The organism is Sphaerisporangium sp. B11E5, assembly GCF_039871875.1.
Lineage (GTDB): Bacteria > Actinomycetota > Actinomycetes > Streptosporangiales > Streptosporangiaceae > Sphaerisporangium.
The window spans coordinates 197,772-211,382 of the sequence record NZ_JBDPMD010000010.1 but is presented as its reverse complement, the minus strand read 5'-3'; the positions used below and the strand labels follow the sequence as shown (position 1 = coordinate 211,382).

11 protein-coding genes are annotated in these 13,611 nt (G+C 73.1%); 7 read left to right on the top strand and 4 right to left on the bottom strand.

All coding sequences use genetic code 11. The annotated features are described in order from the left end of the window. Positions 1–242 precede the first annotated feature (242 nt). Entirely contained in the window at positions 243–2,582 is a 2,340-nt protein-coding gene (locus tag ABGB17_RS13410; RefSeq protein ID WP_347629046.1) for a Tex family protein, read from the bottom strand. 181 nt (positions 2,583–2,763) lie between these two features. On the opposite strand from ABGB17_RS13410, the gene ABGB17_RS13405 reads away from it, so the two are divergent. Further along, the gene (locus ABGB17_RS13405) at positions 2,764–2,967 is read left to right on the top strand and encodes an SHOCT domain-containing protein (protein ID WP_347629044.1); all 204 of its coding nucleotides are present in this window, start codon (positions 2,764–2,766) and stop codon (positions 2,965–2,967) included. Between the two features lie 67 nt (positions 2,968–3,034). Here ABGB17_RS13405 and ABGB17_RS13400 read toward each other — a convergent pair whose 3' ends face one another. Further along, entirely contained in the window at positions 3,035–5,308 is a 2,274-nt protein-coding gene (locus ABGB17_RS13400) for a glycosyl hydrolase family 18 protein (protein WP_347629042.1), read from the bottom strand. A 203-nt stretch (positions 5,309–5,511) separates the two neighbouring features. Between ABGB17_RS13400 and ABGB17_RS13395 the strand changes: the two genes are divergently transcribed. Continuing rightward, positions 5,512–6,276 (top strand): maleylpyruvate isomerase family mycothiol-dependent enzyme, encoded by a 765-nt coding sequence (locus ABGB17_RS13395; RefSeq protein ID WP_347629040.1) that lies wholly within the window; start codon positions 5,512–5,514, stop codon positions 6,274–6,276. 10 nt (positions 6,277–6,286) lie between these two features. Here ABGB17_RS13395 and ABGB17_RS13390 read toward each other — a convergent pair whose 3' ends face one another. Together ABGB17_RS13390 and ABGB17_RS13385 are read right to left on the bottom strand one after the other, a co-directional pair. Continuing rightward, positions 6,287–7,969 (bottom strand): SpoIIE family protein phosphatase, encoded by a 1,683-nt coding sequence (locus tag ABGB17_RS13390; RefSeq protein ID WP_347629039.1) that lies wholly within the window; start codon positions 7,967–7,969, stop codon positions 6,287–6,289. A 222-nt stretch (positions 7,970–8,191) separates the two neighbouring features. Then, positions 8,192–8,812: a TetR/AcrR family transcriptional regulator gene (locus tag ABGB17_RS13385; RefSeq protein WP_347629037.1), complete on the bottom strand. Its 621-nt coding sequence runs from the start codon at positions 8,810–8,812 to the stop codon at positions 8,192–8,194. A gap of 150 nt (positions 8,813–8,962) precedes the next feature. On the opposite strand from ABGB17_RS13385, the gene paaZ reads away from it, so the two are divergent. From paaZ to paaD, 5 genes are read left to right on the top strand one after another with little or no spacing between them, the layout of a single operon-like run. Continuing rightward, on the top strand, positions 8,963–11,029 hold the full coding sequence (gene paaZ / locus ABGB17_RS13380; RefSeq protein ID WP_347629035.1) for a phenylacetic acid degradation bifunctional protein PaaZ: 2,067 nt from the start codon (positions 8,963–8,965) through the stop codon (positions 11,027–11,029). Positions 11,030–11,062: 33 nt separating this feature from the next. After that, positions 11,063–11,995 (top strand): 1,2-phenylacetyl-CoA epoxidase subunit PaaA, encoded by a 933-nt coding sequence (gene paaA, locus ABGB17_RS13375; protein ID WP_347629033.1) that lies wholly within the window; start codon positions 11,063–11,065, stop codon positions 11,993–11,995. Continuing rightward, positions 11,992–12,273 carry a 1,2-phenylacetyl-CoA epoxidase subunit PaaB gene (gene paaB / locus ABGB17_RS13370; protein ID WP_347629031.1) on the top strand — a complete coding sequence of 94 codons (282 nt, stop codon included), beginning with the start codon at positions 11,992–11,994 and terminating at the stop codon, positions 12,271–12,273. Before paaA ends, paaB begins: the two co-directional genes overlap by 4 nt. A 7-nt stretch (positions 12,274–12,280) precedes the next feature. Next, complete coding sequence (paaC, locus tag ABGB17_RS13365; protein WP_347629029.1) at positions 12,281–13,120, top strand: 1,2-phenylacetyl-CoA epoxidase subunit PaaC; 840 nt, start codon at positions 12,281–12,283, stop codon at positions 13,118–13,120. Then, on the top strand, positions 13,117–13,605 hold the full coding sequence (gene paaD / locus ABGB17_RS13360) for a 1,2-phenylacetyl-CoA epoxidase subunit PaaD (RefSeq protein ID WP_347629027.1): 489 nt from the start codon (positions 13,117–13,119) through the stop codon (positions 13,603–13,605). The genes paaC and paaD overlap by 4 nt, the downstream gene beginning before the upstream one ends. The last annotated feature ends 6 nt before the right edge of the window (positions 13,606–13,611 follow it).

Here is a 13,611-nt window from a genome sequence, read left to right as displayed (position 1 = left end):
GCCGGGGTGAGCTCAGGCCCTTGTCCAGGCGGTTGGGGTGTGGCGCGGCCGGGGTGAGCTCAGGCCCTTGTCCAGGCGGTTGGGGTGTGGCGCGGCCGGGGTGAGCTCAGGCCCTTGTCCAGGCGGTTGGGGTGTGGCGCGGCCGGGGTGAGCTCAGGCCCTTGTCCAGGCGGTCGGGGTGTGGCGCGGCCGGGGTGAGCTCAGGCCCTTGTCCAGGCGGTCGGGGTGTGGCGTGGTGGGGGTCAGTTCAGGCCTTTGTCCAGGCCGGCCTTGCGGAGGGCCTCGGCGAGGGCGCCGCTCGGGGGCGGGTCCTGCTTCGGACGGCCGCCGCCGCGGCGCTGGGGGGTGCCGGAGCGGCGGTCGCGGGGGCGCTGGTCGTCCTGGGGACGCTCGGCGCGGGGGGCGGGCTTGGTGTCGTCGTCGAGGCGGAGGGTGAGGGAGATGCGCTTGCGGGGGATGTCGACGTCCAGGACCTTCACGCGGACGATGTCACCGGGCTTGACGACCTCGCGAGGGTCCTTGACGAAGCGGTTGGACATGGCCGAGACGTGGACCAGGCCGTCCTGGTGGACGCCGACGTCGACGAAGGCGCCGAAGGCGGCGACGTTGGTGACGACGCCTTCGAGGAGCATGCCGGGCTCCAGGTCGGAGATCTTGTCCACGCCTTCCTTGAAGGTCGCCGCGCGGAACGCGGGGCGGGGGTCGCGGCCGGGCTTCTCCAGCTCCTTCAGGATGTCGGTGACGGTCGGCAGGCCGAAGGTGTCGTCGGCGAAGTCGGACGGCTTCAGGGAGCGCAGCACCGAACCGTTGCCGATCAGCTCACGCAGGTGGCCGCCGGTGCGGTCCAGGATGCGGTGGACCACCGGGTAGGACTCCGGGTGCACGCTGGAGGCGTCCAGGGGGTCGTCGCCGCCGGGGATGCGCAGGAAGCCCGCACACTGCTCGAACGCCTTCGGGCCGAGCCGGGGGACGTCCTTCAGGGACCGCCTCGACCGGAAGGGACCGTTGGAGTTGCGGTGGAGCACGATGTTCTCGGCGAGGCCGGAGCCGATGCCCGACACCCGGGTCAGCAGGGGCGCCGAGGCGGTGTTGACGTCCACGCCGACGGCGTTCACACAGTCCTCGACGACGGCGTCCAGCGAGCGGGACAGCTTGGTCTCCGAGATGTCGTGCTGGTACTGGCCGACGCCGATGGACTTGGGGTCGATCTTGACCAGCTCGGCCAGCGGGTCCTGCAGGCGCCGGGCGATGGACACCGCGCCGCGCAGCGACACGTCCAGCTCGGGCAGCTCCTGCGCGGCGTACGGCGACGCCGAGTACACCGACGCGCCGGCCTCGGACACCACGATCTTGGTGAGCGGCAGGTCGGGGTGGCGCTTGATGAGGTCCCCGGCCAGCTTGTCGGTCTCTCGTGACGCGGTGCCGTTGCCGATGGCGATCAGCTCCACCTTGTGCTGACGCGCCAGCCGCGCCAGCACCTCGATCGACTCGTCCCACCGCCGCCGCGGCTCGTGCGGGTAAACGGTCTCGGTGGCGACGACCTGGCCGGTGGAGTCGACCACGGCGACCTTCACGCCGGTGCGCAGCCCGGGGTCCAGCCCCATGGTGGCGCGGGTGCCCGCCGGGGCGGCGAGCAGCAGGTCGCGCAGGTTGGCGGCGAACACCCGCACCGCTTCGTCCTCGGCGGCCTGCCACAGCCGCATGCGCAGGTCGATGCCGAGATGCACCAGCACCCGGGTGCGCCACGCCCACCGCACGGTGTCCAGCAGCCACCGGTCCGCGGGCCTGCCCCGGTCGGCGACGCCGAACCGCTGGGCGATGCGCGCCTCGTACCCGGTCGGCCCCTCGACGGGCTCCTGGTCGGGCTCCAGCGTGAGGGTGAGGATCTCTTCCTTCTCGCCGCGGAACAGCGCGAGCACGCGGTGGGACGGCAGCTTGGTGAACGGCTCGGCGAAGTCGAAGTAGTCGGAGAACTTGGCGCCCGCCTCCTCCTTGCCGTCGCGCACCCGCGACACCACGCGCCCGCGCGTCCACATGCGCTCGCGCAGCTCCCCGATCAGGTCGGCGTCCTCGGCGAACCGCTCGATCAGGATGGCCCGCGCGCCCTCCAGCGCCGCCGCGGCGTCCGCCACCCCCTTGTCGGCGTCCACGAACACCGCGGCGGCGGCCATCGGGTCGCGCGTGGGGTCGGACAGCAGGCCGTCGGCCAGCGGCTCAAGGCCCGCCTCCCGGGCGATCATGGCCTTGGTGCGGCGTTTCGGCTTGTACGGCAGGTAGATGTCCTCCAGCCGGGCCTTGGAGTCGGCCGCCATGATCTGCGCTTCCAGGGCGTCGTCCAGCTTGCCCTGGGAGCGGACGGACTCCAGGATCGCGGTGCGCCGTTCCTCCAGCTCCCGCAGGTAACGCAACCGCTCCTCGAGGGCGCGCAACTGCGCGTCGTCGAGCATCTCGGTCGCCTCCTTGCGGTAGCGGGCGATGAACGGCACGGTGGCGCCGCCGTCGAGCAGCTCGACGGCCGCCCGAACCTGCCGTTCCCGCACGCCGAGCTCGCCGGCGATCTGCTGATGGATGGAGGTCGTCACGATTCCTGGCCCGCCTTCATATCGAGGACATCGAAGGTCCGGGGAAGATTCTGCATGCTCCCGGCCCCGGTTGTCGCGCCGGGCGCCGTGCCTGTGGACAACTCCGTTGTGGCTCCCGCCACCCGCGACGACCGGCGGGCGGCCGAGATAGGCTGCCGTTCGCGGGGAAGTGGAGGATGGCGTGAGAATTCTGCTGACACTCGTCGGGGTCGTGGTGATCCTGAGTTGCGTCCTCATCCTGGTCCGCACCTGGGTCTCGGCCCGGCGCAGAGAACTGCCCGCCACGGACGACCCCAAGGAGATCCTCAGGCGGCGCTACGCGGCGGGCGAGATCGACGAGGACGAGTACCTGCGCCGGATGTCCGGCCTCTCGCAGGACTGGTAGGAGAGCTTCACAGGCGAACGGGGAGCCGGGCGGGCGCCCGGCTCCCCGCGCCGGGGAGGCAGGGGCGTCAGCCCAGGCCGTTCCTCATGGCGGTGATCAGCTCGCCGTTGGTGGTGTCGCCGGACAGCTCCCAGAAGAAGGCGCCGCCGAGACCCTGGTTACGGCTGTAGCCCATCTTGCCGCCGATGGTGCTCGGGGTGTCGTAGCTCCACCACTGGTTGCCGCAGTGGGCGTAGGCGGTGCCGGCGACGGTGCCGGTGGACGGGCAGCGGGTCTTGAGCACCTTGTAGTCCTCGATGCCCGCCTCGTACGTCCCCGGCGCCGCCCCGGTGGCCGTGCCGCCCGGCGCGCTCTGCGTGACGCCGGTCCAGCCGCGGCCGTAGAACCCGATGCCGAGCAGCAGCTTGCTCGCCGGCACGCCCTTGCTCTTCAGCTTCTGGATGGCGGCGTCGGAGTTGAACCCGGCCTGCGGGATGCCGGTGTAGGAGGTCAGCGGTGAGTGCGGGGCCGTCGGACCCTGCGGGGCGAAGGCGCCGAAGTAGTCGTAGGTCATGACGTTGTACCAGTCGATGTACTGCGCGGCGCCGCCGTAGTCGGCCGCGTCGATCTTGCCGCCGTTGGAGCCGTCGGCGGTGATGGCCGCGGTGACCAGGTAGTTCTGCCCGAAGCGGGTGCGCAGCGCCGACATCAGGGTGCGGAACGCCGCAGAGCCGCTGGTGTCACAGCTCAGGCCGCAGGCGTTCGGGTACTCCCAGTCGATGTCGATGCCGTCGAACACGTCGGCCCAGCGCGGGTCCTCCACGAGGTTGTAGCAGGAGTTGGCGAACGCCGTGGGGTTGGCCGCCGCCTGGCCGAAGCCGCCTGACCAGGTCCAGCCGCCGAACGACCACAGGATCTTCAGCCCGGGGTACTTGGCCTTGAGCTTGCGCAACTGGTTGAAGCTGCCGCGCAGCGCCCCGGTGTCCCAGGTGTCGGCCACGCCGTCCACGCTCTCGGCCGCGCTGTAGAAGCGGTCGTAGTCGGCGTAGGAGTCGCCGATGGCGCACTGGCCGTTGGTGACGTTGCCGAAGGCGTAGTTGATGTAGCCCAGCTTGGCGGCCGAGCCGCTGGTGTCGATGTTCTTGACGTGGTAGGCCCGCTGGTACACACCCCACTGCACGAAGTAGCCGAGCAGCTTGTTGCCGCCACCGCCGCCGCCCGGCTGGGTGGTGGCGCTGATCTGGTTGCTCACGGCCGACAGGTTCCCTGCGGCGTCGCGGGCGCGCACGGTGTAGGTGTAGGCGGTGGAGGCGCTCAGGCCGGTGTCGGTGTAGGTGGTCCCGGTGACGGTGGTGACGAGGGTGCCGCCGCGGTAGACGTTGTAGCCGGTGACGCCGACGTTGTCGGTGGAGGCGTTCCAGGCGAGCGAGACGCTGGAGGAGGTCGTGCCGGTGGAGCGCAGGCTGCCCGGGGTGCTCGGCGGCGTGGTGTCGCCCCCGCCGGTGCCCTGGGTCGTGACGCTGATCTGGTTGCTGACCGCCGACAGGTTCCCTGCGGCGTCGCGGGCGCGCACGGTGTAGGTGTAGGCGGTGGCGGCGCTCAGGCCGGTGTCGGTGTAGGTGGTCCCGGTGACGGTGGTGACCAGGGTGCCGCCGCGGTAGACGTTGTAGCCGGTGACGCCGACGTTGTCGGTGGAGGCGTTCCAGGCGAGCGAGACGCTGGAGGAGGTCGTGCCGGTGGAGCGCAGGCTGCCCGGGGTGCTCGGCGGCGTGGTGTCGCCCCCGCCGCCCCCGCCGGTCACCGCGATGGCCGACACGGTGGCGTAGTTGGCGCCGCCGTTCATGTTGAACTGCACGTTGAGCTGCCCGTCGCTCACCGTCGCGGAGAACGTGCGGTCGCAGGCGGTCAGCGCCCCGCAGGAGGCGAAGATGTCGAAGGCGGTGAGCACGGTCGTGCCCTCGGCGCGCACGTCGAACCGGCGCTGCCCGGCCGCGTTCGCCCAGTCCTCCACCATCTTCAGCGTCACCTGGTAGGTGCCGTTGGCCACGTCGAACTTGTAGCCGGTCCACCCGTTGAAGGTGTTGTAGTTCTGGTAGAGCGAGTCGTCGGTCGTGCCGGCGATGCCGCTCCCGGTGGAGCCGGTCCCGTACGAGGTGTCGTAACCCCAGTTCCCGCTGCTGTAGGCCTTGTCGGCCACCCACGAGTTCCCCGAGCCGTCGGTGACCGCGGGGCCGCCGGCGTTGGCCCGGACCGGCACGCTCACCGCCCCGAGCGCTCCGGGCGCCATCGCCACCACCGCTCCGAGCGGCATCAGCAGTGTCGCCGCCGCCGCGAGGAACCTCGTGAGGAATCTTCTGTTCATGTGCTGCTCCACGTCCATCGGGCTGACTGAGATGGGGGGTCGATCAGGACGTCAGTACGGGGGCGAGCCCCGCGTCAGAGAAGTAACTTTTAAGAAGCTTTCCTTTTAATTAACTGCGAACGTACCTGCCGTCGAATCGCCAGTCAATGTCGTGGCGCCCGCCCGTTCCCGTCCCGCCCCGGCTGGGTCTACGCTCTGGACCCATGAGCCGGACGCGAGCCCACGAGCACCACTGCACGGCCCTGGAGGCGGAGATCCGCCGCTTCGCCGAGGCCGGGGCGCAGGCCGGCCCGGCGCCCGCCGTGCCCACGTGCCCCGGGTGGACGGTGGGCAAGCTGCTCAAGCACGTCGGCATCACGCACCGGTGGGTCGAGCACATCGTGCGGAACCGGCTGACCGAGCCGGTGCGGCCGAGGGACGTCCCGGCGGGGGTGCCGGAGGACGAGAAGGACTACCCCCGGTGGATCGCCGAGGGCGGCGCGGTCCTGGTGGACACGTTGCGGGCGACGCCGCTGGACGTGCCGGTCTGGTCGTGGAGCGACGGGCGGGACGCGGGGACCTGGTCGCGGCGCATGCTCTTCGAGACGGCGGTGCACCGGGCCGACGCCGAGTTCGCGCTCGGGCTCGAGCCGCGGGTGGAGGCGGCCCTCGCGGTGGACGGGGTGGACGAGTTCCTCGGCAACCTCGCCGCGGCGGGGCGGTTCGTCGCGGCGCTCCGGGAGCTCGACGACCACGGCACGCTGCACTTCCACGCGACCGACGTCGAGGGCGGCGAGTGGATGGTCACGCTGGCCCCCGAGCGTTTCATCTGGGCGCACGGGCACGGCAAGGGCGACGTCGCGGTGCGCGGCGCGGCGAGTGACCTGCTGCTCCTGATATACGGCCGGGTGCCGCCCTCCGACCCCCGCTACCAGGTGTTCGGCGACACCGGGCTGCTCGGCCGCTGGCTGGAGAAGACCGCCTTCTGAGAGGCGGGGCTCAGGTGACGCGGGCCAGCAGCAGGGCCACGTCGTCGTACTGGGTGGGCAGGGCGTCGGTGATGGCCGCGCAGGTGGCGTCCAGGGTGGGGCCGGGGGAGCGGAGCCTTTCGAGCAGGGCGGCGATGCCGGTGTCGATGTCCTGCTCGCGGCTCTCCACCAGGCCGTCGGTGTACAGCGCCAGCGTGCCGCCGGCCGGGATGGTGATCTGGGTGGTGACGAACGCCTGCGAGTGGTCGGGGTCGCCGACGCCGAGCGCGAGGCCGGACGGCAGGTCGAGCACCGAGGCCGTGCCGTCGGGGTTGACGAGGATGGGCGGCGGGTGCCCGGCCCGCGACAGCGCGCACACGCGGGTGGACAGGTCGATGGTGGCGTACAGGCAGGTCGCGCACTGGATGGCGTCCAGGTCCTCGGCCATGAGGTCGAGGCGGCGCAGCACCTCGTCCGGCGGCGGGTCGAAGCCCGCCAGGGTGCGGACGGACGCGCGGAGCTGGCTCATCGCCCCGGCCGCGACGGCGCCGTGGCCCATCGCGTCGCCCATCACCAGCGCCATGCGGGTGTCGGACAGCGGGATGAGGTCGTACCAGTCGCCGCCGACGGTCATCGTGCTGACCGGCAGGTAACGGTGGGCGACCTCCAGGCCGGGCGGCGCGGTGAGCGTGCGCGGCGCGAGGTTCTGCTGGAGCGACTGCGCGATGCGGCGCTCGCGGCTGTACAGGCGGGCGTTGTCGAGGCAGACCGCGACCCGCCCGGCGAGGTCCTCGGCGAGTTTGACGTCGTTGCGGGTGTACCGCGGGCGGCCCGGCCCCCGGATGAACGAGATGAAGCCCAGCAGTATGCCGCGCGCCGTCAGCGGCACGGCGAGGAAGGTGGTCTCGTCGAGCAGCGCGGGCCCCGCGCCGCCGAGCACGTCGTGGATCTTGTCGATCTCGACGGGCTCCAGCTCGTCCGCGGTGTAGATGACCGGCCGGCCGGTGGCCATGCAGCGGTGCGCGGGGTGGCGGGCGAAGTAGCGGACGATCTCGCCGGGCGGGAACGCGCCCGGCCAGTCGCGGGTCCCGGGATGGCGCGGGGCGAGGCGCAGGGCGAGCCGCCGCAGCGCCAGGGAGCCGTCCGCGCCGCGGTCGGGGTAGGCCTCGTCCCGCAGCAGGCCCTCGGCGACGTACAGGCCCGCCGAGTCGGCGAACCGGGGCACCGCCACATCCACGGCGTCCTCGGCGACGCGCCGCGGGTCGAGCGTGGCGCCGGCCCGGGTGGTCAGCTCGTGGAGCAGTGCGAGTCGCTCGCCGCCGGGGTCGCCGGCCGGCGCGGCGTCGGCGGCGGTGACGAGCACCGCGCCCCACGGCCCCGGCCGGGTCAGCGGCTCCCAGGTGAACGCGATCTCGCGGGTCCGCCCGTCCCCTGAGTCGAGGTGCAGCACGTCGCCGCCCGGCACGCCGCGCACGGCGTCGGCGACGGCGCGCAGCACGGTCTCGGCGTGGGCGCCGGGCAGCAGGTCGATGAGATGGTGCCCCACCGCGCGCTCGGCGGGGCGGCCGAACAGGCGCGCCGCGGCGCCGCCCCACTGCGTGACCCGGCCCTCCTCGTCGAGGAGGAGGGCGGCGACGCCGCTGGGACGCGGTGTCCATGGGCGCGGCCGGCGGATGCTCTCCGTCCGCGGCCCCGATCCCGACGCGTGCGCCACCGGACCCCCTGCGTGTTCAGGTGAATGACATGTCCCCGGCCCCGCGGGCCGGTACCTCGGAGCGAACTGTGAAAGCCCTGTGACCCCAGTGGTCGCCACTCCCCGTTGTGGCTACCGTGAGTAAATTATCACCTACCCATCGCCGCCATTCCCGAAAATTGCTCAATGGATGGCCGTGCATCGCGTGTTTCTTCGCACCTCGCGCCTGTCCCGTCGTGCGGTTCACCGCGGCGCGGGCGGGTCCCGGCGCAGTCCCTGGAAGGCCAGCACGCACAGGGTGTCGGCCAGTTCGTCCGCGTCGACCCCGCCGCGCGGCCGGTACCACTCGGTCAGCGAGTTCACGAGGCCGAACAGCATGCGCGCCGCGATCGCGGGGTCGACGTCCGGCCGCACGTCGCCCTCCTCCTCGGCCTGCCGCACCAGCGCGCCCACCATCTGGTCGAACCTGCGCCGGTGGGCCAGCGCCCGCCGCTCGATCTCGGTGTTGCCCCGCACCCTCAGCAGCAGCGTGACGAACGGCAGCCGGTCCACCAGCACGTGCACGCTGCGCCGCACCAGGTGTTCCAGCCGGTCGATGGCGGGGCCCGGCATGGCGGCGGCCTCGGTGGCGGCCTCGAACAGCCCGTCGAGTGCACGGTCCACGGCCAGCCGCAGCAACTCGTCCTTGCCGGTCACGTGGTGGTAGATCGCGGACTTGGTGATGCCGAGGCGCCGGGACAGATCCTCCATGGTGGTGGCCTCGTAGCCCCGTTCGTTGAACACCGTGACCGCGACGGCGAGCAGTGATTCGAGGTCGTACCCGGGGCGGCCGCGGCGTGGGGTGGTGACGCGCCCGATGGTCATCGCAGCACCGTCCGTTCATCGAGGTCAGGTCCATCGTGGCCGGTGGCCGGGCGGCCGGGCAAGCGACTTGGCGGCGGTAGGCGGCCGGACACGCCGGGTTAGTATTCATCACGAGGGAATGTCAGCGGATCCTCGACGAGGAGGTCCCGGATGGCCCCGCTCGCAAGTCTTCTCCGTGGTTCCTGGCACGTACCCCGGGACGAGGGGGTCCCGCTCCGTGACGCGGCCACCGGCGAGGAGGTCGCCCGGTTCTCCGCCGAGGGCACCGATTTCGCCGCCGCGCTGGAGTACGGCCGCCGCGCCGGCGGCCCCGCGCTGCGGGCCATGACCTTCCACCAGCGGGCCGCGCTGCTGAAGTCCCTGGCCACCTACCTGCGCGAGCACCGCGAGCAGCTGTACGAGCCGTCGCTGCGCACCGGCGCCACACCCGCCGACGCCCGGTTCGACGTGGACGGCGGCATCGGCGTGCTGTTCTCCTACGCGAGCCGGGGGCGCCGCGAGCTGCCGGACGACACGGTGCTCACCGAGGGCCCGGCGGAGCCGCTCGGCAAGGGAGGTCACTTCGCCGCCCAGCACGTCATGACGCCGATGCGCGGGGTGGCGGTGCAGATCAACGCGTTCAACTTCCCGGTGTGGGGCCCGCTGGAGAAGCTCGCCCCTGCCCTGCTCGCGGGCATGCCGTCCCTGATCAAGCCGGCCGCGCCGTCGGCGTACGTCACCGTGCGGCTCGTGGAGCTGATCGCCGGGTCGGGCCTGCTGCCGGACGGCGCGGTGCAGCTCTTCTGCGGGGACGCCCGTGGGCTGCTCGACCACCTCACCGAGCAGGACCTCGTGGCGTTCACCGGCTCGGCCGCCACGGCCCGCGCGCTGCGGGCCCACCCGGTGGTCGCGGCCCGCGCGGCGCGCTTCACCGCCGAGGCCGACTCCCTGAACTGCTCGATCCTCGGCCCGGACGCCGGGCCCGGCGGCGCGGAGTTCGGCCTGTTCGTCGATCAGCTCGTCACCGAGATGACCGTCAAGGCGGGCCAGAAGTGCACCGCGATCCGCCGGGCGCTGGTCCCGGCGCCGCTGCTCGGCGCGGTGGCGGAGGCGGTGGCCGCGCGTCTCGCCGCCGTCACGGTCGGCCACCCGGCGCACCCGGACACCCGCATGGGCCCGCTGGTGAGCCTCGCGCAACGCGACGAGGTGCGGCGCGCGCTCAAGGAGCTGACCGCGGCGGGCACCGTCGTGTACGGCGACCCCGACCGGGTGGAGGTCGCCGGCGCCGACCCCGGCACGGGCGCGTTCCTGTCGCCGGTGCTGCTGCGGGCCGCCGACCCGGGCAGGCCAGAGCCGCACGAGGTGGAGGCGTTCGGCCCGGTGAGCACGCTCATGCCGTACGGCACGGCGGACGACGCGATCGAGCTGGCCGCCCGGGGGCGGGGCAGCCTCACCGGGTCGGTGGTGACCGGCGACCCGGCCTTCGCCCGCGCGGTGGTGCTCGGCCTCGCGCCCTGGCACGGCCGGCTGCTGGTGCTCGACGCGGCGTCGGCCGCCGAGTCCACCGGCCACGGCTCGCCGCTGCCCTCGCTGGTGCACGGCGGCCCTGGGCGGGCCGGGGGCGGCGAGGAGCTGGGCGGCCTCAGAGGCGTGCTGCGCCACATGCACCGCACGGCGGTGCAGGGCTCGCCCGCCACCCTGGCGGCGGTCACCGGCCGGTGGGTGACGGGGGCGCCGCGCGCCACGGGCGGGCCGCACCCGTTCCGCAAGCACCTGGAGGACCTGCGGCCGGGGGACACCGTGGCGGCGGGGCCGCGCCGGGTCACGCTGGAGGACATCGAGCGGTTCGCCGCGCTCACCGGCGACACGTTCTACGCGCACATGGACGAGGAGGCGGCGCGGGCCAACCCCTTCTTCGACGGCCGGGTGGCGCACGGCTACCTGGTCCTCTCGCTGGCCGCCGGGCTGTTCGTGGACCCCGAGCCCGGCCCGGTGCTGGCCAACTACGGCCTGGAGAACCTCCGGTTCCGCACCCCGGTCTACCCCGGCGACGAGCTCACGGTCACGCTCACCGCCGAACACGTGGACCCCCGCGCCGGCGCGCCGTACGGCGAGGTGCGCTGGGACGCCGAGGTGACCAACCAGCACGGCGCGGTGGTGGCGGCGTACGACGTGCTCACCATGGTGGCCCGGCGGCCCGGGGTTGCGCCCGAGGGAGGGGCGGGCGAGACTGGATAACTGACCGACCATTCGGTATAGGGGTGGCGCCGCATGGCTGACCTGGAAGAACACTTCGAGCGGACGATCGCGTCGGACCGCCGGGTGGAGCCCCGCGACTGGATGCCCGACGGCTACCGCGCCACCATGGTGCGGCAGATCGCCCAGCACGCCCACTCCGAGATCATCGGCATGCAGCCCGAGGGCGAGTGGATCACCCGTGCCCCGTCCCTGCGCCGCAAGGCCATCCTGCTCGCCAAGGTGCAGGACGAGGCGGGCCACGGGCTGTACCTGTACTCCGCCGCGGAGACCCTCGGCGCCGACCGGGCCGAGCTCACCGAGATGCTCATCGAGGGACGGCAGAAGTACTCGTCGATCTTCAACTACCCCACGCTGACGTACGCCGACGTGGGGGTGATCGGCTGGCTGGTGGACGGCGCGGCGATCTGCAACCAGGTGCCGCTGTGCCGCAGCTCCTACGGGCCGTACGCCCGCGCGATGATCCGCATCTGCAAGGAGGAGTCGTTCCACCAGCGGCAGGGGTACGAGCTGCTGACGGCCATGATGGCGGGCACGGCGGCGCAGCGCGCGATGGTGCAGGACGCCGTGGACCGCTGGTGGTGGCCGTCCCTGATGATGTTCGGCCCGCCGGACGCCTCCTCGCCCAACACCGCCAGGTCGATGGCCTGGAAGATCAAGCGGCACACCAACGACGAGCTGCGCCAGCGGTTCGTGGACATCACCGTGCCGCAGGCGCGGGCACTCGGCGTCACCCTGCCCGACCCCGAGCTGCGGTGGAACGCCGGGCGCGGCCACCACGACTTCGGGCAGATCGACTGGTCGGAGCTCAAGCGCGTGATCGAGGGCGGCGGGCCGTGCAACGCGCGGCGCATCGCGGTGCGCCGCGCCGCGCACGAGGACGGCGCCTGGGTGCGGGAGGCCGCCGCCGCGCACGCGGCCAAGCACGCCAGGGAGGTGGCGGCATGAGCGAATGGCCGCTGTACGAGGTGTTCGTGCGGGGCAGGCGCGGCCTGAGTCACGTGCACGTCGGCTCCCTGCACGCCGCCGACGACGAGACCGCGCTGCGGCACGCCCGCGACCTGTACACCCGCCGGGGGGAGGGCGCCAGCATCTGGGTGGTGCGCTCGGACCGCATCGCGGCCACCAGCCCCGACGAGAAGGACCCGTTCTTCGCGCCCAGCGCCGACAAGGTCTACCGGCACCCGACCTTCTACACCATCCCCGACGACGTCCCGCACATGTGAGCCCGCCATGCCTGCCTACGACGATCCCCACGGCACCGGCCTCGCCGATCCGTACGCGGAGGCCGGCGGCGAGGTGCCCGGCGGGGTCCGCGGGGTGGACCTCGGGGCGTACTGCCTGATGCTCGGGGACGACGCCCTCGTGATGTCGCACCGGCTGCAGGAGTGGGTGACGCGGGCGCCCGAGCTGGAGGAGGAGGTGGCGCTGGCCAACATCGCGCTGGACCTGCTCGGGCAGGCCCGGCCGCTGCTGTCGCGGGCCGGGGCGGTGGACGGGTCAGGGCGGGACGAGGACACGCTGGCGTTCGGGCGCGGGCCGGGGGAGTTCCGCAACGTCCGGCTGGCCGAGGCCCCGAACGGCGACTTCGCGCACGCCATGGCGCGGCTGCTGCTCTTCGTCACCTGGCGGCTGGCCCTGCTCGGGCGGCTGACCGGGTCCCGCGATCCGGCGCTGGCGGCCGTGGCCGCCAAGGGGGTGAAGGAGATGGCCTACCACCGCGAGTACGCCGCCGGGTGGGTGGTGCGGCTCGGTGACGGCACCGCGTACTCCCGGGAGCGCGTGATCGAGGGCCTCGCCGCGGTCTGGCCGTCCACCGCCGAGCTGTTCGCCCCGTCCCCCGTCGAGCTCCGCCTCGCCGCCGCGGGTGTCGCCGCCGACCCCGCGTCCCTGCGCCCCGACGTCGAGACCGTCCTCACCGGGGTCCTGACCGCCGCCACCGTCCCCGTCCCCGCCCCGCCGCCTCCCTGCCTCGCCCCGGCCGGCCGCGAGGGCGTCCACACCCCCGCCCTGACGGACCTGCTGATCGAGATGCAGTCCGTGGCCCGCGCGCACCCGGGGGCGACGTGGTGAGCGCGGCCGAGCTGTGGCGGGTGGCCGGCCGGGTGGCCGACCCGGAGATGCCGATGCTCACGCTCGGCGATCTCGGCATCCTGCGCGACGTGGAGGAGAGGGACGGCCGGGTCGTGGTGACCGTGACCCCGACCTACAGCGGCTGCCCGGCGATGGACGCCATCCGGGCCGATCTTCGCGCCGCCCTGCGGGAGGCCGGGTACGGCGACGTGGAGATCCGGGTGTCGTTGTCCCCGCCCTGGACCACCGACTGGATCGGCCCTGACGGCCGCAGGAAGCTCGCCGAGTCCGGCATCGCCCCGCCCGGCCCGGCGCCCCGCCCCGCCGGCCCGGTCCCGGTGACCCTCGGGCGTCCCCGCCCGCCCTGCCTCCGCTGCGGCGCACAGGACACCGAGGAGATCTCCCGCTTCGGCCCCACCGCCTGCACGGCCCTGTGGCGCTGCCGCGTCTGCCACGAGCCGTTCGAACACGTCAAGGAGATCTGAGATGCG